Here is a 21,030-nt window from a genome sequence, read left to right on the forward strand (position 1 = left end):
CTCCTGCGAAGGCGACAACGTTCTTTGCGGAAATCGCAAAGCGCGGGCACAGTGAACACATGAGCGACGAGTTCGACGCCGTACTGGCCGCGGTCGGGCCCCGGCTGCGCGAGTTGCGGCGTCGCCGCGGAACGACCCTGACCGCCCTGTCGGAGACCACCGGCATCCCGGTCAGCACGCTCTCCCGGCTGGAGTCCGGCCTGCGCAAGCCGGGCCTGGAACTGCTGCTGCCGCTGGCCAGGGCCTATCAGCTGCCGCTCGACGAACTCGTCGACGCACCTGACGAGGTCGATCCCCGGGTGCGTCCGCGGCCGTTCACCCACAACGGCATGACCGTCATCCCGCTGACCCGGCAACCGGGCGGTCTCCAGGCGTTCAAGCAGGTCCTCCCGGCCGGCCCGACCGACCGCACACCGGATCCCCGCTCGCACGAGGGGTACCACTGGCTGTACGTCCTCAAGGGGCGGCTGCGCCTGGTGCTCGGCGACCAGGACCTCGTCCTCGGCAGCGGCGAGGTCGCCGAATTCGACACACACCTCCCGCACTGGTTCGGCAACGCCGACACCCGGCCGGTGGAATTCCTCAGCATCCTCGGCCCCCAGGGCGAACGCATCCACATCAGGGCCCGCTATCGGCCTTGAGGACCGGCCGGGATCAGGGGAGCCGTTCCAGTTGTGCCGGCCGTTCCCCGTCCGGCGCCGGACCGCTCCGGTCCTCCCGCGTCGGGGACGCGCGGACGCCGCTACGCCGCCGCGGGCAGCATGACGTGATCCTTGACCAGCTCGTACGACCTCAGGCGGTCGGCCGGGGCGTAGACGGGCGTCACCAGCATGAGTTCGTCGGCCCCGGTCACCGTCACCACGTCCGCGAGGCGCTGCGCGACCGTCTCGGGCGAACCGTACGCCTGGTGGGCATGGAAGGCGGCCAGTGCCTTCGTCTCCTCCGCGGTGAACGTGTGGGCCGCCGCCGCTTCGGGGGTGGGGAAGGGACTGTCGCCGCGTCCCATGAGCAGCCCGGCCTTGATGACGTCCATCGGGCCCGTGAGCCGGGCCGCCTCCCGCTCGGTCTCGGCGCAGACCGTCTCCACGCAGACCAGGACGCGCGGGCGCGGACACCAGCGGGACGGCGCGAAGCGCTCGCGGTAGTGGTGGAGCGCGGCGCGCGTGTTGTCGGGGCGGATGTGGTGGGCGAAGGCGATCGGCAGGCCGGCCTCCGCGGCGAGCGCGGCACCCGCCGTGCTCGATGCCAGCAGCCAGGGCTCCGGCAACGTCCCCAGGTCGATCTCGTCCACCAGGAACCGCAGCGTCGCCGCCACGTCGTCGCGGTACTCGTCGTCCGTCGTGGATCCGGCGCCGCGCCGCAGGGCCCGCGCCGTCGCCTCGTCGAAGGTGCCGGGGCCGCGGCCGATGCCCAGGTCGATCCGGCCCGGGTGCAGTCCGGCCAGCGTGCCGAACTGTTCCGCCAGCATGATCGGGGCGTGGTTCGGTGCGAGCACGCCACCGGATCCGAGCCGGATGGACGACGTCGAGGCGGCGGCATGCGCGGTCAGGACGACCGGTGGGAACGCTCCGATGGCCGGGGAGTGGTGATGCTCGGCATACCAGAGGCGCCGGTAGCCGAGGTCTTCCAGACGCCGGGCGAACTCGCCGGTGTCCTTCAGCGTGTCCACGGCCCGGGCGCCGGTCTGCACCATGGCCACTTCGAGCGCGCTGAACGGAACGCTGATCATCTCGCCAGTATAGAAGGCGTGTTGGCGAGGGCGAGGGGCGAAGCCCCGCAGACCGCTCCGGACTTCCCCGGGTCGCTGAGGGCTTCCCCGGCCGTCCTGGGCGTCCCCGGACACCCCGGGCGTCCCCGCACACCGTGGACCTCCCGGCCGGTCCGGCCCGCCGCACGAGGCTCGCTACGTCCGAATGTTCGCCCGAATGTCGTCGCACACCCTCTTGGCTCCTTGCGCCCGTTGGCCAACACTGAGCCGATGACGCAGCGCGTGGACCTCGCTACCGTGATGGACCGGCTGGCCGTGGACGGACTCGTCACCGAGTACGCGATGGCCGTGGACGACGGGGACTGGGCGGCGTACCGGGGCCTGTTCACGGACGACGGGCGGGCGGACTACCGGTCCGCCGGAGGCATCGAGGCGGAGGCGGCCCGGGTCGCCGAGTGGCTCGCCGAGAACCTGGGCCTGTTCGCGATGCGCCAGCATCTGATCGTCAACCGCCAGGTGCGGTTCGGGACCTTGCAGCGGGATGCCGGTGACACCGCCCGGGTACGGGCCGACTACATCAATCCGATGCGGTTCGCGGCGGGCGACGGCGGGTCGACGGCGCCCGACTTCGTGTGCGGCGGCCGGTACTCCTTCGGGCTGCTGCGCACCCGGGACGGCTGGCGGCTGCGCGAAGTGGTGGTCGAGGAGAAGTGGCGCCGCCTGCCCGCCCCCCGCACCGCGCCGGTGACCGGCTGAGCCGGGTGGCGCCGCTGACCGGCCCGGCCCGAGGCACCACGCCGCTGACCGGCCCGGCCCGAGGCACCACGCCGCTGACCGGCCCGGCCCGAGGCACCACGCCGCTGTCCGGCCCGGCCCGAGGCGCCCTGTCGGCGAGGGCCGCCCGGCGCGCACACTGGAGTCAGCGGCTGCGCGCAGGGAGGCTACGCATGACGACGCTCGACCACGTGCTCGCCTCCGGCCCGCGGCGCTCCCTCGCCGCCGTCCTCGCGGGCGCGCTGCCCGTGCTCTCCTTCCCCGCGCCCGCGCTGTGGTGGTTCGCGTACGTCGCCCTGGTCCCGTGGATCCTGCTCGCCCGGTCCGCCCCCACCGGCCGACGGGCCGCTCTCGACGGCTGGTTCGGCGGCATCGGCTTCATGGTGGCGGTGCACCACTGGCTGCTCCCCAGCCTGCACGTCTTCCTGTTCCTGATCGCGGCGCTGCTGGGCGCGCTGTGGCTGCCCTGGGGCTGGCTGGTGCGCCGGCTGCTGGGCGGGCTGCCGGGGCCGGGACGGGGTGCGGCGGCCCTGCTGGTGCTGCCGTCGGCGTGGCTGGCGGTGGAACTGGTCCGGTCCTGGCAGGGGCTCGGCGGCCCCTGGGGCATGATCGGGTCGAGCCAGTGGCAGGTCCAGCCCGCGCTGCGGCTCGCCTCGGTGGGCGGGGTGTGGCTGCTCAGCTTCCTGGTGGTGGCCGTCAACGTCGCCCTCGCCGCGCTGGCGGCGGTCCGCGAGATACGGCTTCCCGTCCTCGCCTCGCTCGTCGCCGGCGCGGCGGCGACCTCGGCGGCCTGGGTGTGGGCGCCGCGGCCGTCCGTCGACGAGCGGGTCCGGATCGCGGTCGTCCAGCCGGGCGTGATCGGCGGCAGCGACAGCGGCGCCCGGCGCTTCGACCGCGAGGAGCGGTTGACCCGACAACTCGTGGGGCAGCGTGTCGACCTGGTCGTCTGGGGTGAGAGCAGCGTCGGTTTCGACCTCGGCGACCGGCCCGACCTGGCGCGCCGGATCGCCGTGCTGTCCCGGGAGACCGGCGCGGACGTGCTGGTCAACGTGGACGCCCGCCGCTCGGACCGGCCCGGCATCTACAAGAGTTCGCTCCTGATCGGCCCGGACGGCCCGACCGGCGCCCGGTACGACAAGATGCGGCTTGTCCCCTTCGGCGAGTACATACCGGCCCGTTCGCTGCTCGGCTGGGCGACCTCGGTCGGCAAGGCGGCGGGCGAGGACCGCGGGCGGGGCACCCAGCAAGTGGTGATGGACGCCGGGCACGGGCTGCGCGTCGGCCCGATGGTCTGCTTCGAGACCGCGTTCCCCGACATGAGCCGGCATCTCGCCGAGGACGGCGCGGACGTGCTGCTGGGCCAGTCCGCGACCTCGACGTTCCAGGACAGCTGGGCCCCCGGGCAGCACGCCTCGCTGGCCGCGCTGCGCGCCGCGGAGACCGGCCGTCCGATGGTGCACGCGACCCTGACCGGGGTCTCCGCCGTCTACGGCCCGGACGGGCGGCGGCAGGGCCCGTGGACCGGCACGGACGCGAGCACCGCCCGCGTCTACGAGGTGCCGCTGGCGCACGGGACCACGCCGTACGTCCGCCTCGGCGACTGGCCGGTCGAGGTGGCGCTGCTGGTGCTGGCCGGCCTGGGCGCGACGGAGGGCGTACGGGCGGTCAGGCTGCGCCGGGGTCTTCCTGCACCGCGTGTACCACGCGCTCGCACAGTTCGTGAGTCGCCAGCGCGTCACGGGCGCTGAGCACCTCACCCGCGCGCACCGCGTCGAGGAAGGCGAGCACCGCCTGTTCGATGCCGCGCTGCCGGGCCACCGGCACCCAGTCGCCGCGCCGCCGTACGGACGGCTGGCCCTTGTGGTCGATCACCTCGGCGAGGTTGACCACCTGGCGCTTGGTGTCCTGCCCGGAGACTTCGAGGATCTCCTCCGTGGAGCCGCTGAGCCGGTTCATCACGCCGAGCGCGGTGAAGCCGTCGCCGGCGAGTTGCAGCACGACGTGGTGCAGCAGTCCGTCCCGCAGGCGGGAGCGCACGGTCAGGTCGTCGAACGGGCCGGGGAGCAGGAAGCGCAGGGTGTCGACGACGTGGATGAAGTCGTCGAGGATCATCGTGCGGGGGTCCTCGGGGAGCCCGACGCGGTTCTTCTGCATCAGGATCAGCTCACGGGGGTGGTCGGCGCACTGCGCGTACCCGGGGGCGTGGCGCCGGTTGAAGCCGACGGCAAGGGCGACGCCGCGCTGTTCGGCGAGTGCCACCAGCCGCCGGGAATCGGCGAGTTCGTACGCCAGCGGCTTGTCCACGTAGGTCGGTATGCCCGCCTCCAGGAGCCGGGTGACGATCTCGGGGTGCACCGCGGTGGGGGCGTGCACGAAGGCGGCGTCGAGGTCCTGGGCGAGGAGGGAGTCCAGGGTGGCGTGCCGCTGGACGGCGGGGAGGTGCAGGGAGTCGGCGACCCGGTCGAGGGTCGCGGGCGTCCGGGTCTGCAGGTGCAGTTCGAGGCCCGGCCGCATGCCGAGGACGGGCAGGTACGCCTTCTGCGCGATGTCACCGAGTCCGATGCAGCCGACCTTCACGTGCTCTCCTTCAGCGCTCGCCCACCGGTGCCTGGTCGGAAGCATACGGGGGCCGCCAGTCGGCGACGCCGTCGAATCCGCGCAGGAGCAGGGCAGGTGCGGCCTTGGACAGTGCGGTGATCGCGGTGTTGCGGACGGCGATGGCGGCGCGGTTCCCGGTGAGGTTGAGGCGGCCGGTGCGGACGGCCTGCCGGGCGACGGCGGTGGTGCGGGGCAGCCGGGCGGCCGTGTAGGCGGGCAGGTCGCGGGCGTGGTGGGCGAGGACCACGGCGTCCTCGATGGCCTGGTTGCCGCCCTGGCCCAGGGTGGGCGGCATGGCGTGCGCGGCGTCCCCGAGGAGCGCGGTCCGGCCGCGGTGATGGGCGGGCAGCGGTTCGGCGATGTGGTGGACGTCGTGCCGCAGGACGTCCGTGGGGCGGGCGGCGGCGATGACGGCGGGGATCGGGTCGTGCCAGTCGCCGAACCGGCGGACGAGTTCGGCCTTCTCGTCGTCGGGCGCGCGCCCGCCGGCCGGGACCGTGGCGGCGGCGTACGCGTACACCCGGCCGTCCTTGAGCGGCTGGGTGCCCCAGATGCGGCCCCGGCCCCAGGTCTCGTGCGGGGCGAACTCGGTTCCGGGCACCGGGATCACGATCCGCCAGGTGGTGAACCCGGCGTACACCGGCCCGGGATGGCCGGGGAACAGGGTGCCGCGCACGGTGGAGCGGATGCCGTCCGCGCCGACGACCAGGTCGGCCTCCCACTCCTGTCCCGCGGCGGTCACCCGGGCGGGCCGGCCCGTGTCACCGGGGTCGGTGAGGACGGCGGCGGCGGCGGTGCGGACGGTGTCCGGCGGGAGCAGCGCGGCCAGGGTGTCGACGAGGGTGGCGCGGTGCAGCAGGACGACCGGGCCGCCGAAGCGGGCCGCGACGGCTTCGGCGTCGGTGCGGGAGAGCCAGCGGCCGCTCGGGGTCCGCAGTCCTCCCCCGCCGTCCTGCCAGGCGGCCAGGTCGCGGATCCGGTCGCCGATGCCGATGACGTCGAGGGCGCGCAGGGCGTTCGGGGCCAGTGAGATGGCCGCGCCGACCGGTTCCGGACAGGCGGCCCGTTCCAGGACGGTGACCTGCCAGCCCTGCCGGTGCAGGGCGGCCGCGGCGGTCAGGCCGCCGATTCCGCCGCCGACGACGACGACGCGCGACGACTGTGCCATGGCTCCTCCTGGGGTGCGCGGCCGGCGCACAGCGGATGCCGGCACCGGCCTTGCCGACCACTCCACTACAGCTGTAGTGAAGCCGTACCTCGACCGTACTACAGCCGTAGTGCCACCGGTAGGGTCGGGTCATGTCCGTCCACACCCCGGCCGCCTCCCGTGCGGATCTCGTCGCCGACACCGCCATCGCGCTGCTGGCGGAGCGCGGCATGCGCGGCCTGACCCATCGCGCGGTCGACGAGGCGGCCGGACTGCCGCAGGGCTCCACCTCGAACGTCGCCCGGACCCGTCAGGCCCTGCTGGAGCTGGTGGTGCGGCGGCACGCCGTGCGGGAGGCCCGGGTGCTCGCACTGGACGAGATGCCCGATCCGCGGGGCGGCCGGGACGCCCTCGCCCAGGCCCTGGCCCTGGCGACGCACCGGTCCCTCACCCACCACCGCGACCTGCTGGTCTCCCGTTACGAACTGGCCCTGGAGGCCACCCGCCGTCCTGCCCTGCGGGCCTTCTACGACGCGACGGGTGCCGTCTTCCACGACCACCTGTCCGCCGTGGTCGGCGCGCTGGGCTCGGCCGACCCGCAGCGGCACGCGCTGTCCCTGGTCGCCTGGACGGACGGGCTGATGTTCTCCTGCGTGGCCGGGTCGTTCAGCGCGCGGGTGCCGAGCCTGGACGAAGTGCGGGCGGGGGTGCGGGAGTTGCTCGACGGGATGCTGGGCCGCTGAAAACCGCTGCTCCGCCCGGTCGGGGCGGGCCAGAATGGCGGCCATGACGAATGATCGCCGGGAACCGGCCCTGACCGCGGACGAACGGACCATGCTGGAAGGCTGGCTGGACTACCACCGCGAGACGCTGGCCTGGAAGTGCGCGGACCTGACCGACGCGCAGTTGAGGACCGCCTCGGTCGAGCCGTCCGAGCTGTCGCTCATGGGGCTGGTCCGGCACATGGCGGAGGTCGAGCGGGGCTGGTTCCGCAAGGTGCTGGCGGGCGAGGACCCGGGCCCGATCTACTACAGCGAACAGGACCCGGACGGCGAGTTCCACCTCAGCGAGACGGACACCTGGGAGGAGGCGTACGCCACCTGGCAGAACGAGATCGACACCGCCCGGCGGCACGCGGCCCGTTTCGGGCTCGACGATCTCTCCGAGGGGGTGAGCCGCTCCTCCGACGAGTCGTTCTCCCTCCGCTGGATCTATACGCACATGATCGAGGAGTACGCCCGGCACAACGGCCACGCGGACCTGATCCGCGAACGGATCGACGGCGCCACCGGCGACTGACGTCAGCCCGCACGCACTCGCGCCACCCGTGCGGGGCAGGAGATCACCCGTGTGGGCCATCACGTGCTCGCCCGTCGTCCCGATCGGCAGGCCGAACCAGGAGAGTTGCGCGAGTGCATCGAACGACGACCGCCGCCGCGCTCCTGGTCACCGTGGCCGTCTCGGCCCTCTCCGGCTGTGTGACGGTCCAGCGCCCGCCGGCCGCCGGGCCGCCGGGCACCGCGCAGCCGTCGGCGCCCCGGCCGGACGGCACCGCCGTGCCCCGGGTCGTCCAGGCACCGGCGCGGGAGGCGCTGGAGATGGTCGGACCGTCCCGGCGACCCGAGCGTCCTGAGCGGCCCGAGCGTCCTGAGCCGGTCGCACCGGGCGGACCGGTGGAAACGCCCGCTCCACGGCAGTCGCCGACGCCCCGCACCCGCCCCCGTCCGCAACCGCCCCGCGAGCCCGCGCAGCCGCCGCGCGACGACGTCCCCGCGCCGTCCGGGCCCGCGCCGGCGGCCTCCGACGTGTGCGCCCTGGGCAGGCGGTACGGCGGCTGGCGCGCGGACAGCCCGGAATCACGGATCTGCCGGCAGGCGTACGGCCGCTGAGCGGACCGGATGCGGCCCACCTCGGCGGATCGGCGCCCGGACGGGGCGCGGGGTGCCGGGACCGGCCACGGTGGCACCGCGTGGCGTCCCCCTCGTTTGGACGAACCCGCCAGGACGAACTCGTCCGGACGGAGCCGGAGGGCTCGGGGAAGGGTGCGACGGCGTTCCCGCGGCGGGACGCTCGGGCGTGCGCCGGTCACGAGCGGCCGTGGCCCGGCGGTTCCCACGGCTCGTCGTCGGGCGGGGCCGTCTCGCCGAGCCGCCGGGCCAGTTCAGTGATCGCCGCCCGTACCCCGTCGCCGTAGCCGTCGTCGGCGAGGGCGGCGGCGGCTCCGCGGGCCCTGCGCAGTTGGCTACGGGCGGCGTCGGGACGGCCCAGCTTCGCGTAGTCGGCGGCGAGGTTGAGGTGCAGGGAGGGGTAGAGGCCGCGGGCCGTGTCCCGGTCGCCGGCCGGCCGATCGGCGGCAGCCTCCTGGGCCGCCGACAACGCCCGCAGGTCCCAGGCCAGTTCGTCCGCGGGATCGTCCTGCGTGTCGGCCAGGTAGTGGGCGAGCGTGCAGCGGTGCAGTGGGTCCCCGTCCTGCCCGACCTCCGTCCACAGGTCGAGCAAGCGGCGCCGGGCCTCCTCGCGGTCCCCGCCGTGATGCAGCATGACGACCTGCCCGATCCGGGTCGGCACGCCGTCCGGCGCGGCCCGCTCCTGTCGCTCCACCACGGCGCTCTCCTCCGTCTCGTGGCCCGCCGGCCGGGGCACCGGATCCCGCCCGGTGGATGCCACGCCCCCGTCGTCCCACCCCGACGCTAACCGGGGGCGCCGGGAATCCCGGTCAGGCGCCCCCGTACGGCACCGAGGTGCCCCGGCGCGGTCAGCCGAGGTCCGGGACGGTCCAGTCGACCGGCTCGTGGCCCTGCCGGGCGATCGCCTCGTTGATCTGCGTGAACGGGCGGGAGCCGAAGAACTTCTTCGCGGACAGCGGCGAGGGGTGCGCACCCTTGACCACCACGTGGCGGGTCTCGTCGATCAGGGGGAGCTTCTTCTGCGCGTAGTTGCCCCACAGGACGAAGACGGCCGGGTCGGGCCGGTCGGCCACCGCGCGGATCACCGCGTCCGTGAACTTCTCCCAGCCCCTGCCCTTGTGCGAGTTCGCCTCGCCCGCGCGGACCGTGAGCACCGCGTTGAGCAGCAGGACGCCCTGCTCGGCCCACGGCATCAGATAGCCGTTGTCCGGGATCGGCGTGCCCAGTTCCTCCTTCATCTCCTTGTAGATGTTGCGGAGGGACGGCGGGGTCTTCACCCCGGGACGGACCGAGAAGCACAGGCCGTGCCCCTGGCCCTCGCCGTGATAGGGGTCCTGGCCGAGGACGAGCACCTTGACCCTCTCGTACGGCGTCGCCTCCAGCGCGGCGAAGACCTCCTCGCGCGGCGGGTAGACAGGACCCTTCGCCCGCTCCTCCTCGACGAACTCGGTCAGCTCCTTGAAGTAGGTCTGCTGCAGTTCGTCGCCCAGAACCCCGCGCCAGGACTCGGGCAGCATGGCGGTGTCGGTCACGTCAACGTCCTTACGATGTGCGGTCGCTTGCAGGTCCTTGAACCTACAGGCGGGCACTGACAACCGCTGCCGCGACCGGCGTCGCCGACGGGCGAGGGCGCCGTCCCGGTGCGGGAACGGCGCCCTCGGGCATCCCGTCGTCGTCCTCGTGACCGCTCGCCCGGGCCGTGCCGGTCAGCCCACGCCCGCGTTGAGGAACATGCCGCCGTCCAGGACGATCGTCTGCCCGGTGATCCAGTCCGACTGCCCCGAGGTGAGGAAGGCGGCGGCGCCCCCGACGTCCGAGGGCACACCGAGCCGGCCGAGCGGGTAGGCGGCGGCCGCCTCCTCCTCGCGGCCCTCGTACAGCGCCCTGGCGAACTTGGTCTTGACGACGGCCGGGGCGATGGCGTTGACCCGCACCCGGGGCGCGAACTCGTGCGCCAACTGCTGGGTCAGGTTGATCAGCGCGGCCTTGCTGACGCCGTAGGCGCCGATGAAGGGCGAGGGCGCGAGACCGGCCACCGAGGCGATGTTGACGATCGCGCCGCCGTTGTCCTTCTGCCAGGCGTGCCAGGTCTGCTGGGCGAGGCCGAGCGCCGAGATCACATTGGTCTCGAACACCTTGCGCGCGACGCCCAGGTCGAGGTCGGCCAGCGGCCCGAACACCGGGTTGGTGCCCGCGTTGTTGACCAGGTAGTCGACCCGGCCGAACGCCGCCATGGTGCGCTCGACGGCCTCGGCCTGGTGCGCCGGGTCGTGGGCCTTGCCCGCGACGGCGATGACCCGGTCGGAACCGAGCCGCTCGACGGCCTCCTTGAGGGCGTCCTCGCCGCGCCCGGTGATGCAGACGCGGTCGCCGCGCGCCACCAGCGCCTCGGCGATGCCGTAGCCGATGCCCCGGCTGGCGCCCGTGATGAGGGCCGCCCTGCCGGACGGCTCGGGGAGTTCAGTCATGTCCGTGCTTCCCATCGCTGCCTGCTCGTCTTCCGTCACGTCCTAGTCGAGCGGCCCGCCGGCCACGTACAGCACCTGCCCGGAGACGAAGCCGGCCGCCTCACCGGTGAAGAAGGCGATGGCGTTCGCGATGTCCTCGGGCTCGCCCACCCGCTGCACCGGGATCTGGGTGGCGGCTGCGGCCTTGAACTCCTCGAAGCCCATCTTCACCCGCTCGGCGGTGGCCTTGGTCATCTCGGTGGCGATGAAGCCGGGGGCGACGGCGTTGGCGGTGATGCCGAACCGGCCGAGTTCGATGGCGAGGGTCTTGGTGAAGCCCTGCAGACCGGCCTTGGCGGCCGAGTAGTTGACCTGGCCGCGGTTGCCCAGCGCGGAGGACGAGGAGAGGTTGACGATCCGGCCCCAGCCCGCGTCCACCATGTGCTTCTGCACGGCCCTGGTCATCAGGAACGAGCCGCGCAGGTGCACGTTCATGACGGTGTCCCAGTCGGTGGCCGTCATCTTGAACAGCAGGTTGTCGCGGAGCACGCCGGCGTTGTTGACGAGGATCGCCGGGGCACCGAGTTCCTCGACGACGCGCGCCACGGCGGCCTCGACCTGCGCCTCGTCCGCGACGTCGGCGCCGACCGCGAGCGCGCGGCCGCCGACGGCGGTGATCTTCTCCACGGTGTCCTTGCAGGCCGCCTCGTCGAGGTCGACGACCGCGACCGCGCGGCCCTCGGCGGCCAGTCGTACGGCGGTGGCGGCGCCGATGCCGCGCGCACCGCCGGTGACTACGGCGACCCGCTGCTCGGTGGTGGACATCGCTGGTTCTCCTCACCCTAGAGAAAGCCCGGTCGGCAGAGCCGGTCGGCAGGCGGTCTGCGACTGCCACGGCACATCCCCACCATGAGCAACCGCTTAGTACCTTCGGTGGACGTGACGCTAGAAGCCCTGGCACCCGGTGTCAACGGCACAGCGGGCGCATGTGATCCATTACCGCACCAGGAGGTCGAGCAACCGCTCCGCCTCGGCCGCCGGATCGGTGGTGAGCCCGGTGTGCACGGGACCGGGCTGCACGACCGTGGAGCGGGGCGCGATCAGCCAGCGGAAGCGGCGCCCCGCGTCGTCCGCGGCGGCCTGCCCGGCCGCCGCGCCACCGGCGCACACCCCCTCGACCGCGCTCAGCGCCGCCCGTACGCCGTCCGTGTCCGCGGCCGGGTCGAGCGCCCGCAGTCTGGCCTCGTCGAGGTGGATGCGGGCACCCACATAGCCCTGGGCCCGGCAGTACACGACGACGCCCGCGTTGATGCACTCGCCGCGCTCGACGCGGGGCACGACGCGCAGCACGGCGTACTCGAAGACGTCGCGGCCACCGCCCTGGCCCGGCCTGATGATGTGCCGCTCGGTCACTTCGCCTCCTCGATCCCGGTGATGCGCTGGTGGACGACGGCGGCTCGGGCGAGGAGCGGCCGTGCGTAGGCCCGCCGGAGGTCGTCCGGCGTGTCGAAGCCGGGCTCGTCCACGAGCCAGGCATCGGGGATCTCGGCGGTCACCTCGGCGAGCAGGTCCTCGGTCACCAGGGGGGACAGCGTGGCGGCGGCCGACGCGACATCCGGCGCGAACCGGGCCAGGGCGTGGTCCGCGGCGTCGTAGGCGCGGGCGGCCGAGGTGTCGGCGCCGGGCCAGTTGTGGTGCCAGATCATGGTGGCGCCGTGGTCGATGAGCCACAGGTCGCCGCGATGCATCAGGAGGTTGGGGTTGCGCCAGGAGCGGTCGACGTTGTTCACCAGCGCGTCGAACCAGACGATCCGGCCCGCCTCCCGGGGGTCCACCGAAAAGGCCAGCGGATCGAAGCCGAGGGCACCGGAGAGGAAGCCCATGCCGAGGTTGGCGCCGCCGCTGGACCTGAGCAGTTCCTGCACTTCCCGGTCGGGCTCGCCGAGGCCGAGCACCGGGTCCAGCTCGATCGTCACGAGCGGCGGCACCCGCAGGCCCAGCCGGCGGGCCAGTTCGCCGCAGAGCACCTCGGCGACCAGGGTCTTGCGGCCCTGGCCCGCGCCCCTGAACTTCAGGACGTACGTCCCGAGGTCGTCGGCCTCGACGAGCCCCGGCAGTGAGCCGCCCTCGCGCAGCGGCGTGATGTAGCGAGTCGCGGTGACCTCTCTCAGCATCTTCCAAGGCCCCACAGGTCGTTCGGCTTGATGTCCACGGCCAGCTCCCACGCGATGCACTCCATGCGCCCGGCGTCCCCGGGCCTTCGCCAGGAAATGAGCATAGTGACCGAGCGTGACAGCCGGTGAAGTGGGCCCGAGCCGTCGCGCCTGACGTCGGTGACGCGGTGACGTCGGTGTGGGGGAGCGGGACGGCGGACGGCCGGTCAGGACGGGCTGGTCGTCCGCTGTCCCGTGGCGCTGCCCGCCAGCCACTGCGACCAGGACACGTTGTAGTCGGCGTACCCGTTGTCCCCCGCGGCCTTGCCCCGCGGGGAGCCCGAGATGGTGACCGGGTCGCCTTGTTCGACGTAGTCGTAGTACCACTTGGCGTTGGCGTCAGACAGGTGGACGCAGCCGTGCGAGCCGTAGGAGTGTCCCGGGTTCGGGTCGCCGGTGGAGTAGTGGATGTACGTGCCCGACGTGGTGAGGTGCACGTCCCAGGGGAGCGTCAGGTCGTAGTAGTCGGGGCTGTGCTTGTCACAGCTGATGCCTACGCTGCAGGACGTCATGCGCACCTTGCGCTGCTTGTCGATCACCGCCATGGTGCCGTCCCAGGAGGGCCAGCTCGGGCTGCCCGCGTCGATCGGCAGGGTGCGCACCAGTTTGCCGTCGCGGTAGACCTTCATGGTGTGTCCGGGAACGCTCACCTGGGTCTCGACGTCCGCCCCGACGGTGAAGCCGTGCTGGTAGTCGTGCGTGCCGTAGCGGCCGTTCCCGTCGCCGACCCCCTTCAGCCGGGCGTCGAGCGTCACCTTGGTGCCCGACGGCCAGAACGCCTCGGGGCGGAAGTCGACGCGGGTGCTGCTGAACCAGTGCCAGGCACCGGTGACCGGTGTGGAAGTGGTCACCTTCAGGTGCCGCTCGATCGAGGCGCGGGCGGACGTGGCCACCGGTTTGCTGAAGACGACCGAGATGGGCATGGCCACGCCGACGGTGGTGCCGGGCTCGGGGACGATCGTGTCGAGCAGCATCGCCGGGGGCGGCGGCTTCGTCGGGGAAGGGCTCGCACTCGCGCCGCTCGTCGCCGAGGGCTTCGAAGCCGCCGACGCGGAGCCGCCGCCACAGGCGCTGAGCCCTGTGACCAGCATTCCCACGGCTCCGGCGGTACCGACCGTTTTCGCTATGCGTTTGATGTTCGTGCTCCACTCGCGTCGCTGCATATTGAGGGGAACGTGGCTGCGGCTCCATGAGTTGCCATATGGCAGTAAAGATACGGACTTGACTGGCTTATGCACTCGCCAAGTGCCGACCCTGGCGGAAGGGCCGGGCGGGTCCGCCGGTCAGCCGTCCCGGATCACGTCTTCCACGGCCAGGGCGTCGGCAGATCGGCACCGTGATCGGTCATGGTCCTGTCCTCTCCCACACCGGTCGGACGTTCTCCCGGACGGCCGGGCGTACGGGCACCGGGCACCGGGCGGTCTCCTGGGCACGACGCTCACCGCGGCGGCCCCGGAAAGGCAGCCGGGAGCCTCGTCCGCGGCCGTCGCGCCGGCCGTCTGAACACGCGGCGCCCGTGGACCGTACCCCTGGGCGGATCACCACACAGCTCCGCGGAAGGGAAACCCATGACCAGTGCATCGTTCAAGCCCACGGTGGGGCCGGCCCGCCGTACCGTCATGACGGCGGCCGGAGCGGCGGGGCTCGCCGTCGCGTTGACCGCCTGCGGTTCGCAGGACGGTTCCGGCTCCTCCGACGCCGCCCGTGCCGCCGACCCGCAGGCCGGCGGCACGGGCGGCGGTGACAGCACCACGGGCAGCGGTGACGGCGCCGCGGGCAGCGGTGACGGCGCCGCAGGCGGCGGCACCGTGCTCGCGAAGACCTCCGAGATCCCGGAGGGCGGCGGCAAGATCTTCAAGGACCGGGGCGTGGTGGTCACGCAGCCGACGGCGGGGCGGTTCAAGGCGTTCTCGTCGCAGTGCACCCACCAGGGGTGCGCGGTGGGCAGCGTCTCTGGCGGCGCGATCGTCTGCCCGTGTCACGGCAGCGAGTTCTCCGTCACGGACGGCGCGGTGCGGCGCGGCCCCGCCACCCAGCCGCTGCCGGCCCAGGACATCACCGTGTCCGGGGACGAGATCACGCTCGCGTGAGGCTCAGCCGCCGCGCCGCGGCCCTCTGAGGCAGCCGAGCACCTCGTCGGTGGTCACGACCGTGGCGACCAGCGCGAGAGTGTTGCGGATCATCGCGGGGGTGTAGTCGGCGGGCACCCCCGCGATCGCGTCGGCGGGCACGACGGCGGTGTAGCCGCGGTTCACCGCGTCGAACACCGCGTTGGGGATCGCGACGTTGGCCGAGACACCGGTGACGACCAGGGTGCGGCACCCCAGGTTGCGCAGCAGCGCGTCGACGTCGGTGCCCTGGACGGGCGAGAGGCCGTGCAGCCGTCGTACGACGATGTCCTGCTCGGCCACCTCGATCGGGGGCGCGACACGCACCGCGGTGGTGCCGGACAGCTGCTGGACGGGGAGCCGTTCGGCCGCGCGGAACAGCCGGGCGTTGCGGCTGGCGCCCCGTCCGTCCGGGCGGCGTTCGGCGACGGCGTGGATCACCTGGACACCGCTGTCGTGCGCGGCGGCGACCAGCCGGGCGACGTTGCCGAGGGCGCCCGACGAACGGGCCTGCGCGGCGAGTTCGGGCAGCGCGCTGCCGGGTCCCACGACGCCCTGCTGGCATTCCACGGTGAGCAGCACGGTGACCGTGGGATCGAGGAGTTCACGGAGCCGATCGTGCGACGGCACGACGCCCCCTTTCGCTCGGGTGCGGGGCGGGCGAGACTAACCAGCATTGCCCGAGAGGGGAAGAAAGGGGGCCGTATGACTGTCGCGCAGCGCCGGGGCCGGAGAATCATGATGACGCCCGGTGAACTGGACGGGTTCCTTGCCGGCCAGCGCACCTGCCGGGTCGCCACCGTCTCCGCGGACGGCGCACCGCATGTGAGCGTGCTCTGGTTCGCCTGGGACGGCACCTCGTTGTGGCTGTATTCGGTGGTGCGCAGCAAACGGTGGTCCGATCTGCGCCGCGATCCGCGGGTGGCGGTCGTGGTGGACGCGGGCGAGGAGTACGGGCAACTGCGCGGCGTCGAGTTGTCCGGCACCGTGGAGTTCGTCGGCGAGGCCCCGCGCACCGGCGAGCTGTGCGCCGAACTCGACACCCCCGAAATCCTCTTCGCCCGCAAGAACTTCGGCCTCGACGAGATGCCGTACGACGGCCGGCACGCGTGGATGCGGCTGACCCCGCGGAAGATCGTCTCCTGGGACTTCCGCAAGATGGGCTCGGCGTAGGACCGGGCGCGGCGCCGGGCGCGTGATTCAGCTGCGGAAACCCGGTACGGAAACCCGGTGCGGAGAGCGGGTGCACGGGACCGGGTCCGTGGGACCGGGTGCGGTCCCGGGGCCCCTGAGGGGTTCAGCGCGCCGTCCCAGGGTTCACCGCACCGTCTCCGCCGCCGTGCGCAGCGCCTCCACCGCCGCCCGGATCGACGGCCGGCGGTCGGCGTCGGCCCGCCAGACGACGTACACATGACGGCGTACGCGCTGCTTGAGCGGGATGGTGACGACCCCGGGCGGTACCGGGTGGCGGCCCAGGCGCGGCACGATGCACACGCCCAACCCGGCCGCAACCAGGCTCAGTTGGGTGTGCGTCTCGGCGGCACGGTGACCGAGGATCGGTTCGACACCGCGCGAGCGCAGCGTGAACATCAGCCACTCGTGGCAGAACTCGCCCGCGCCCCAGGTGATCCACTCGTCGCCGGCGAACTCCCCGAGGTCCACCTCCGTGCGCCCCGCGTGCCGGTGTTCCGCGTGGACGGCGACATCGGCGGGATCGTCCAGCAGGGGCGCCTTCACCAGCCCGTCCGGTACCGGCATCGGCTTGTTGTACCAGTCGAGGACGACGGCCAGGTCGAGGTCACCCCGCACCACCCCGGCGACGCCGCTCTCCGGTTCCAGCTCGCACGAGCGGATCCGCAGCGCCGGGTGCCGGGCGCGCAGGGCCGCGAAGGCGGTGGGAAACAGACCGCGGGCGGCGGTCGGGAACGCGGACAGCCGGAGTTCGCCGACCACCTGCCCGCGGTGCGCCTCCAGGTCGGACTGGGCCAGCTCCACCTGGGAGAGGATGCGTGCCGCGTGCTCGGTGAGCAGCCGCCCCGCGTCGGTGAGGCGCACGCCCCGCCCGTTCTTGGCGAGGAGTTGCTGCCCGACCTCGCGTTCCAGCTTGCCGAGTTGCTGGGAGACGGCGGACGTGGTGACGTGCAGCGCCTCGGCCGCCCCGCTGACCGAGCCGTGCCGGGCGAGGGCGTCGAGGGTGCGCAGGCGCTCCAGGTTCAACATGTAAGCAAGACTAAGAGGTATCCGGTGAGAAATATCGATTGTGCTACGAGGTCGGCTACCGCATCGTTGCGTCCATGACCGCCACCACCCCGCGCACCGAGGCCCGGCCCGCCTCCGTCGCCCGTGCCCGGCTCGACTGGCGCCTCCGGTTCGGCGCCCTGTCGCTGATCTGGGGCTTCAGCTTCCTGTTGATCAAGGTGGGCACGGACGGGTACGCGCCTTTCCAGGTCACGCTGGGCCGGCTGGTGTTCGGTACGGCGGTGCTCGTGGCGGCGATGGCGGTGAAGCGGGAGCGGCTGCCGCGCGGAGCGCGCCTCTGGGCGCATCTGGCCGTCGCCGCGTTCCTGTTGAACGCCCTGCCCTTCTCCCTGTTCGCCTACGCGGAGCTGACCGTTCCGTCCACCCTGGCGGGCATCTGCAACGCCACCTCGCCCCTGTGGGGCATGGCCCTGTCGCTGGTCGCCCTCTCCGAGGACCGCCCGACGCGGCTGCGGGTCGCGGGGCTCGGCCTCGGTTTCCTCGGCGTCCTGACGGTCCTCGGTGCCTGGCAGGGCTTCCACGGGCTCGACGCGACGGGCACGGCGCTGGCCCTGCTGGCCTCGCTCAGCTATCCCGTCGGCTGGATCCACGTCCGTCGCACGCTGGCCGGGACGGGCCACTCGCACCTGTCGATGACGGGCGCGCAGCTGTCCCTAGCCACCGTCCAACTGGCCGTCGTCACGCCCCTGTTCACGTCCTTGCCGGGCCGCTTCCCGGTGGTCCCGCTGCTCGCCGTCGCCGCCCTGGGCGCGCTCGGCACGGGTCTGGCCGTCCTCGTGCAGTACGGCCTGGTCGCCGAGGTCGGCCCCACGACGGCCCAGATGGTCACCTACTTCATCCCGGTCATCGCCACCGCCGCGGGCGTGGCGGTCCTGGGCGAGTCGCTGAGCTGGACGACACCGGTGGGGGCGGTGATCGTACTGGCGGGCGCGGCCCTCACCCAGGCACGCCCGAAATCCGGCACCGTCCCTGATCCTTGAGCGCGCCCTTGACGGGCCTCGAGCTCGCCGCTTCCCGGGCCGTCCGGACGCGACTCCGGGAGCGCTGGACGTAACTCCGGGAGCGCTAGACGTAACTCCTGGAGGGCGCCGGTGCCAGGGCCGCCGCGACGGCGTCCGCCAGGGGGACGGTCTCCTCCGCGGTGAGGGTGGAGACGGTGATGCGGACGGCGGGCGGCGCGGCGAGGCGGAAGGGGGCGCCGGGAGCGACGGCCCAGCCCGCGTGCAGCAGACGGGCGACCGCGCCGGTCTCGTCGGGGACGGGGATCCAGACGTTCATGCCGCTGCGCCCGTGGGCGGGGATGCCACGTTCCGCGAGTGCGCCGATCAGCAGGTCCCGGCGGGCCCGATAGGCCGCCGCCACCGCGGGTCCGTCCACCGCGCCGTCCGTCCACAGCCGGACCACGGCCCGCTGCAGCACGCGGCTGACCCAGCCGGGCCCCAGCCGTTGCCTGCCCACCACCCGGTCGACGGTGACCGGGTCACCGGTGAGGACGGCGAGCCGCAGGTCGGGGCCGTACGCCTTGGCCACCGAGCGGACGAAGGCCCAGTGGTGGGTGCCGCCGGCGAGGGGGTGCGGCGGCAGATCGACGATGCCGTGGCCGTGGTCGTCCTCGATCAGCAGCGTCCGGGGGTGTGCGCGCAGCACGGAGCGCAGGGCACGCGCGCGTGCGGCGCTCACCGCGGCGCCGGTGGGGTTCTGCGCGCGGTCCGTGACGATCAGCGCACGCGCGCCGGACTCCAGGGCGTCGCGCAGGTCGCCGACGAGCGGCCCGTCGTCGTCGACGCCCACGGGGACCGTGCGCAGTCCGAGCGCGGGCATCAGGTCCAGGGTCCGGCCCCAGCCGGGATCCTCCACGGCGACCGCGTCACCGGGCCTGAGGTGGGCGACGAGGACCCGTTCGACGGCGTCCAGCGAACCGGACGCCACGGCGAGCGGGCCGTCGGGCACCCCGTCGGCGTCGAGTTCGCCGCGTGCGATCCGGGCCAGGGCGGGCTCCACCGGCTCGGCGCCGTACAGGACGGGATCCCCGTCCCCCGCCTCCGCCACCGCCGCCAGGGCGGGCGCGAGCGGCGGCAGCAGCGCGGGGTCGGGATTGCCGCTGGACAGGTCGCGCACTCCGGGCCCCACGGTGACGTGCAGTTGCTCACGGCCGGTCGTGGCCGGCTTGGGCCGGATCCGGCTGCCCCGGCGCCCGGCGGTCTCGATGACCCCGCGCTCGCGCAGGGTCCGGTAGGCGGCGGCCACCGTGTTCGGATTGACGCCCAGACGGACCGCCAACTCCCGCATGGGCGGCAGCAGTTGTCCCGGCTCCAGGCGGCCGTCCCCCACCGCGCGCTCGACGCTCGTCGCGATCTCCGCTGCGCCGCGGCCTTCGATCGGATATTCTCCTAGCACAAATGACATTATGCACTAGTGCAATGGAGACTGCTCATGCAGGGGCCCCAGCAGACACCGTCGCAACCCGCCGCCTACCCCTCGACCGAGCGCACCGTACCGACGCGTTCCGCGGACCGGGCGTCGTACGACCGCGACGTGGTGCACGCGATACTCGACGAGGGCTACGTCTGCCACCTCGGCTTCGTCCGTGACGGCGCACCGGTGGTGCTGCCGACGCTGTACGCCAGGGTCGGTGAACGGCTCTACGTCCACGGCTCCACCGGATCGCGCCCGCTGCGGATGACCGGGCAGGCCGATCCCGGGCTTCCGGTCTGCCTGACGGTGACCCACGTGGACGGCCTGGTGCTGGCCCGGTCCGCCTTCCACCACTCGATCAACTACCGCTCCGTGGTGGTGCACGGCACCGCCCACGAGGTCACGGACCCCGAGGAGCGGCGCCTGGCCCTGGACGCGCTGGTCGACCACGTCGTCCCGGGCCGCGCCGCCGACTCCCGGCCCGCCAACAGGAAGGAGCTGGCCGCCACCGCGGTGATCCGGCTCGACCTGGACGAGGTCTCCGCCAAGTTCCGCACCGGCGGCGCGAACGACGAGCCCGAGGACCTGGCCCTGCCGCACTGGGCGGGCGTCGTACCGCTGCGCAAGGGCTACGCCGCCCCGGTCCCCGACCCGGGCCTCGCCCCCGGCACGGAACTCCCCGGCTACCTCAAGGCCCTGTGATGCTGATCCACCCCTGGGACGCGCCGCACGACGCCACCGAATGGCAGACCTGGCTGGCCACGCACGACTTCGGCCAGTTGGCCGTCAACGGCCTGCCCGGCGAGCCGCCCGCCGTCCAGCCCCTGCACTTCGCCTACGACGCCGAGCGCGCCGAGGTCGTCACCCACCTCGCCCGCCCGAACCCCCTGTGGGCCGCGCTGGACGCCGATCCCCAGGTGCTGCTGAGCGTGGTCGACGACTACGTCTACGTCCCCGGTCCCTGGCAGGCCGCCCCGGGCACCGCGGCCGAGCACGGCGTCCCGACCAGCTTCTACGCGGCCGTCCAACTCCGCTGCACGGCCCATGTGGTGGACGATCCCGCCGAGAAGGCCGACCTCCTCAACCGCCAGCTCGCCCACTTCCAGCCCGCGGGCGGCTCGGCCCGTGCGACGCCGGCCGGGCCGCCGTACGGCAGGATGCTGCCCGGCATCCGCGGACTGCGGCTCGAAGTGACCGGCGTGCGGGCCAAGTTCAAGTACGCGGGCCAGAAACCCGAGGAGGTCCAGGAGCGGATCGCCTCGGGACTCGGGCAACGGCGCGGCCCGCGCGACGGGGCGGCACGGGAGCACCTGATGCGTCGGCGGAGCGGCTGAGCCCCGGCGGGAGACCAGCTCCCCGGGGGAGACCGCGCCCCCGCCGGCACCCGCGAACCCCGCGCGGAAAGCCGTCGAGGCCGGGTGGACGGCGACTCGGCCGGGGCCGGAGAACGGGCG

Annotated in this window: 24 protein-coding genes; 11 read left to right on the top strand and 13 right to left on the bottom strand. The window is 73.3% G+C overall.

From position 1 onward, the window contains the following. Positions 1-59: 59 nt before the first annotated feature. Complete coding sequence (locus ACFY2B_RS08135) at positions 60-641, top strand: helix-turn-helix domain-containing protein (RefSeq protein ID WP_390762309.1); 582 nt, start codon at positions 60-62, stop codon at positions 639-641. A 101-nt stretch (positions 642-742) separates the two neighbouring features. On the opposite strand, the gene ACFY2B_RS08140 is transcribed toward ACFY2B_RS08135, so the two are convergent. Next, positions 743-1,729, bottom strand: coding sequence for an LLM class flavin-dependent oxidoreductase (locus ACFY2B_RS08140; protein WP_390762310.1), 987 nt, complete (start codon positions 1,727-1,729; stop codon positions 743-745). A gap of 249 nt (positions 1,730-1,978) precedes the next feature. Here ACFY2B_RS08140 and ACFY2B_RS08145 point away from each other — a divergent pair, with 249 nt between their 5' ends. Together ACFY2B_RS08145 and lnt are read left to right on the top strand one after the other, a co-directional pair. Beyond that, positions 1,979-2,464 (top strand): nuclear transport factor 2 family protein, encoded by a 486-nt coding sequence (locus tag ACFY2B_RS08145; RefSeq protein ID WP_390762311.1) that lies wholly within the window; start codon positions 1,979-1,981, stop codon positions 2,462-2,464. Positions 2,465-2,655: 191 nt separating this feature from the next. Continuing rightward, positions 2,656-4,230, top strand: a complete 1,575-nt coding sequence (gene lnt, locus ACFY2B_RS08150) for an apolipoprotein N-acyltransferase (RefSeq protein ID WP_390762312.1) — start codon at positions 2,656-2,658, stop codon at positions 4,228-4,230. Here lnt and ACFY2B_RS08155 read toward each other — a convergent pair. Together ACFY2B_RS08155 and ACFY2B_RS08160 are read right to left on the bottom strand one after the other, a co-directional pair. After that, positions 4,148-5,059 carry a Gfo/Idh/MocA family protein gene (locus ACFY2B_RS08155; protein ID WP_390762313.1) on the bottom strand — a complete coding sequence of 304 codons (912 nt, stop codon included), beginning with the start codon at positions 5,057-5,059 and terminating at the stop codon, positions 4,148-4,150. The two genes, lnt and ACFY2B_RS08155, sit on opposite strands and share 83 nt — an antisense overlap. A 10-nt stretch (positions 5,060-5,069) precedes the next feature. Continuing rightward, positions 5,070-6,248: an FAD-dependent oxidoreductase gene (locus ACFY2B_RS08160; RefSeq protein WP_390762314.1), complete on the bottom strand. Its 1,179-nt coding sequence runs from the start codon at positions 6,246-6,248 to the stop codon at positions 5,070-5,072. A gap of 131 nt (positions 6,249-6,379) precedes the next feature. Between ACFY2B_RS08160 and ACFY2B_RS08165 the strand changes: the two genes are divergently transcribed. The 3 genes from ACFY2B_RS08165 to ACFY2B_RS08175 all read left to right on the top strand — a co-directional run bounded on the left by ACFY2B_RS08165 (position 6,380) and on the right by ACFY2B_RS08175 (position 8,116). Beyond that, positions 6,380-6,970, top strand: a complete 591-nt coding sequence (locus ACFY2B_RS08165; protein ID WP_390762315.1) for a TetR/AcrR family transcriptional regulator — start codon at positions 6,380-6,382, stop codon at positions 6,968-6,970. Between the two features lie 43 nt (positions 6,971-7,013). Further along, the gene (locus tag ACFY2B_RS08170; protein WP_390762316.1) at positions 7,014-7,526 is read left to right on the top strand and encodes a DinB family protein; all 513 of its coding nucleotides are present in this window, start codon (positions 7,014-7,016) and stop codon (positions 7,524-7,526) included. Between the two features lie 113 nt (positions 7,527-7,639). Further along, positions 7,640-8,116: a hypothetical protein gene (locus tag ACFY2B_RS08175; RefSeq protein WP_390762317.1), complete on the top strand. Its 477-nt coding sequence runs from the start codon at positions 7,640-7,642 to the stop codon at positions 8,114-8,116. A gap of 196 nt (positions 8,117-8,312) precedes the next feature. Here the strand turns inward: ACFY2B_RS08175 and ACFY2B_RS08180 are convergent, their stop codons facing one another. The 7 genes from ACFY2B_RS08180 to ACFY2B_RS08210 all read right to left on the bottom strand — a co-directional run bounded on the left by ACFY2B_RS08180 (position 8,313) and on the right by ACFY2B_RS08210 (position 13,885). Next, positions 8,313-8,831, bottom strand: a complete 519-nt coding sequence (locus ACFY2B_RS08180; RefSeq protein ID WP_390762318.1) for a hypothetical protein — start codon at positions 8,829-8,831, stop codon at positions 8,313-8,315. Positions 8,832-8,982: 151 nt separating this feature from the next. Further along, the gene (locus ACFY2B_RS08185) at positions 8,983-9,666 is read right to left on the bottom strand and encodes a uracil-DNA glycosylase (protein ID WP_390762319.1); all 684 of its coding nucleotides are present in this window, start codon (positions 9,664-9,666) and stop codon (positions 8,983-8,985) included. Positions 9,667-9,840: 174 nt separating this feature from the next. Beyond that, positions 9,841-10,602: an SDR family oxidoreductase gene (locus ACFY2B_RS08190; protein ID WP_390762320.1), complete on the bottom strand. Its 762-nt coding sequence runs from the start codon at positions 10,600-10,602 to the stop codon at positions 9,841-9,843. A gap of 42 nt (positions 10,603-10,644) precedes the next feature. Further along, the gene (fabG, locus tag ACFY2B_RS08195; RefSeq protein WP_390762321.1) at positions 10,645-11,406 is read right to left on the bottom strand and encodes a 3-oxoacyl-ACP reductase FabG; all 762 of its coding nucleotides are present in this window, start codon (positions 11,404-11,406) and stop codon (positions 10,645-10,647) included. A gap of 171 nt (positions 11,407-11,577) precedes the next feature. Beyond that, the gene (locus tag ACFY2B_RS08200) at positions 11,578-11,994 is read right to left on the bottom strand and encodes a DUF3037 domain-containing protein (protein ID WP_390762322.1); all 417 of its coding nucleotides are present in this window, start codon (positions 11,992-11,994) and stop codon (positions 11,578-11,580) included. Next, positions 11,991-12,755, bottom strand: coding sequence for a HipA family kinase (locus ACFY2B_RS08205; RefSeq protein ID WP_390762323.1), 765 nt, complete (start codon positions 12,753-12,755; stop codon positions 11,991-11,993). The genes ACFY2B_RS08200 and ACFY2B_RS08205 overlap by 4 nt, the downstream gene beginning before the upstream one ends. A 206-nt stretch (positions 12,756-12,961) precedes the next feature. After that, the gene (locus ACFY2B_RS08210; protein ID WP_390762324.1) at positions 12,962-13,885 is read right to left on the bottom strand and encodes an Ig-like domain-containing protein; all 924 of its coding nucleotides are present in this window, start codon (positions 13,883-13,885) and stop codon (positions 12,962-12,964) included. Positions 13,886-14,362: 477 nt separating this feature from the next. Between ACFY2B_RS08210 and ACFY2B_RS08215 the strand changes: the two genes are divergently transcribed. Beyond that, positions 14,363-14,884 carry a Rieske (2Fe-2S) protein gene (locus ACFY2B_RS08215; protein ID WP_390762325.1) on the top strand — a complete coding sequence of 174 codons (522 nt, stop codon included), beginning with the start codon at positions 14,363-14,365 and terminating at the stop codon, positions 14,882-14,884. A gap of 3 nt (positions 14,885-14,887) precedes the next feature. Here the strand turns inward: ACFY2B_RS08215 and ACFY2B_RS08220 are convergent, their stop codons facing one another. Then, complete coding sequence (locus tag ACFY2B_RS08220) at positions 14,888-15,532, bottom strand: cysteine hydrolase (protein WP_376536814.1); 645 nt, start codon at positions 15,530-15,532, stop codon at positions 14,888-14,890. 75 nt (positions 15,533-15,607) lie between these two features. Between ACFY2B_RS08220 and ACFY2B_RS08225 the strand changes: the two genes are divergently transcribed. Continuing rightward, complete coding sequence (locus ACFY2B_RS08225) at positions 15,608-16,075, top strand: pyridoxamine 5'-phosphate oxidase family protein (RefSeq protein WP_376536812.1); 468 nt, start codon at positions 15,608-15,610, stop codon at positions 16,073-16,075. A 144-nt stretch (positions 16,076-16,219) separates the two neighbouring features. Here the strand turns inward: ACFY2B_RS08225 and ACFY2B_RS08230 are convergent, their stop codons facing one another. After that, positions 16,220-17,122 carry a LysR family transcriptional regulator gene (locus ACFY2B_RS08230; protein WP_390762326.1) on the bottom strand — a complete coding sequence of 301 codons (903 nt, stop codon included), beginning with the start codon at positions 17,120-17,122 and terminating at the stop codon, positions 16,220-16,222. 74 nt (positions 17,123-17,196) lie between these two features. Here ACFY2B_RS08230 and ACFY2B_RS08235 point away from each other — a divergent pair, with 74 nt between their 5' ends. Further along, positions 17,197-18,141 (top strand): DMT family transporter, encoded by a 945-nt coding sequence (locus ACFY2B_RS08235; RefSeq protein ID WP_390762327.1) that lies wholly within the window; start codon positions 17,197-17,199, stop codon positions 18,139-18,141. A gap of 85 nt (positions 18,142-18,226) precedes the next feature. On the opposite strand, the gene ACFY2B_RS08240 is transcribed toward ACFY2B_RS08235, so the two are convergent. Further along, the gene (locus ACFY2B_RS08240) at positions 18,227-19,558 is read right to left on the bottom strand and encodes an aminotransferase class I/II-fold pyridoxal phosphate-dependent enzyme (RefSeq protein WP_390762328.1); all 1,332 of its coding nucleotides are present in this window, start codon (positions 19,556-19,558) and stop codon (positions 18,227-18,229) included. Between the two features lie 36 nt (positions 19,559-19,594). Between ACFY2B_RS08240 and ACFY2B_RS08245 the strand changes: the two genes are divergently transcribed. After that, positions 19,595-20,278 (top strand): pyridoxamine 5'-phosphate oxidase family protein, encoded by a 684-nt coding sequence (locus tag ACFY2B_RS08245; protein WP_390762329.1) that lies wholly within the window; start codon positions 19,595-19,597, stop codon positions 20,276-20,278. Beyond that, positions 20,278-20,910, top strand: coding sequence for an FMN-binding negative transcriptional regulator (locus ACFY2B_RS08250; RefSeq protein ID WP_390762330.1), 633 nt, complete (start codon positions 20,278-20,280; stop codon positions 20,908-20,910). Before ACFY2B_RS08245 ends, ACFY2B_RS08250 begins: the two co-directional genes overlap by 1 nt. Positions 20,911-21,030 lie beyond the last annotated feature (120 nt).

This window comes from Streptomyces sp. NPDC001270 (genome assembly GCF_042896695.1).
In the GTDB taxonomy this organism is placed as follows: domain Bacteria; phylum Actinomycetota; class Actinomycetes; order Streptomycetales; family Streptomycetaceae; genus Streptomyces.

Bases quoted from the DNA above. Each gene is read 5' to 3' on its own strand.
- ACFY2B_RS08235 (WP_390762327.1), top strand. From the start codon at position 17,197: ATGACCGCCACCACCCCGCGCACCGAGGCCCGGCCCGCCTCCGTCGCC.
- ACFY2B_RS08205 (WP_390762323.1), bottom strand. From the start codon at position 12,755: ATGCTGAGAGAGGTCACCGCGACTCGCTACATCACGCCGCTGCGCGAG.
- ACFY2B_RS08245 (WP_390762329.1), top strand. From the start codon at position 19,595: ATGCAGGGGCCCCAGCAGACACCGTCGCAACCCGCCGCCTACCCCTCG.
- ACFY2B_RS08145 (WP_390762311.1), top strand. From the start codon at position 1,979: ATGACGCAGCGCGTGGACCTCGCTACCGTGATGGACCGGCTGGCCGTG.
- ACFY2B_RS08250 (WP_390762330.1), top strand. From the start codon at position 20,278: ATGCTGATCCACCCCTGGGACGCGCCGCACGACGCCACCGAATGGCAG.
- lnt (WP_390762312.1), top strand. From the start codon at position 2,656: ATGACGACGCTCGACCACGTGCTCGCCTCCGGCCCGCGGCGCTCCCTC.
- fabG (WP_390762321.1), bottom strand. From the start codon at position 11,406: ATGTCCACCACCGAGCAGCGGGTCGCCGTAGTCACCGGCGGTGCGCGC.
- ACFY2B_RS08165 (WP_390762315.1), top strand. From the start codon at position 6,380: ATGTCCGTCCACACCCCGGCCGCCTCCCGTGCGGATCTCGTCGCCGAC.
- ACFY2B_RS08210 (WP_390762324.1), bottom strand. From the start codon at position 13,885: ATGCTGGTCACAGGGCTCAGCGCCTGTGGCGGCGGCTCCGCGTCGGCG.
- ACFY2B_RS08135 (WP_390762309.1), top strand. From the start codon at position 60: ATGAGCGACGAGTTCGACGCCGTACTGGCCGCGGTCGGGCCCCGGCTG.
- ACFY2B_RS08225 (WP_376536812.1), top strand. From the start codon at position 15,608: ATGACTGTCGCGCAGCGCCGGGGCCGGAGAATCATGATGACGCCCGGT.
- ACFY2B_RS08190 (WP_390762320.1), bottom strand. From the start codon at position 10,602: ATGACTGAACTCCCCGAGCCGTCCGGCAGGGCGGCCCTCATCACGGGC.
- ACFY2B_RS08140 (WP_390762310.1), bottom strand. From the start codon at position 1,729: ATGATCAGCGTTCCGTTCAGCGCGCTCGAAGTGGCCATGGTGCAGACC.
- ACFY2B_RS08170 (WP_390762316.1), top strand. From the start codon at position 7,014: ATGACGAATGATCGCCGGGAACCGGCCCTGACCGCGGACGAACGGACC.
- ACFY2B_RS08160 (WP_390762314.1), bottom strand. From the start codon at position 6,248: ATGGCACAGTCGTCGCGCGTCGTCGTCGTCGGCGGCGGAATCGGCGGC.
- ACFY2B_RS08215 (WP_390762325.1), top strand. From the start codon at position 14,363: ATGACCAGTGCATCGTTCAAGCCCACGGTGGGGCCGGCCCGCCGTACC.
- ACFY2B_RS08230 (WP_390762326.1), bottom strand. From the start codon at position 17,122: ATGTTGAACCTGGAGCGCCTGCGCACCCTCGACGCCCTCGCCCGGCAC.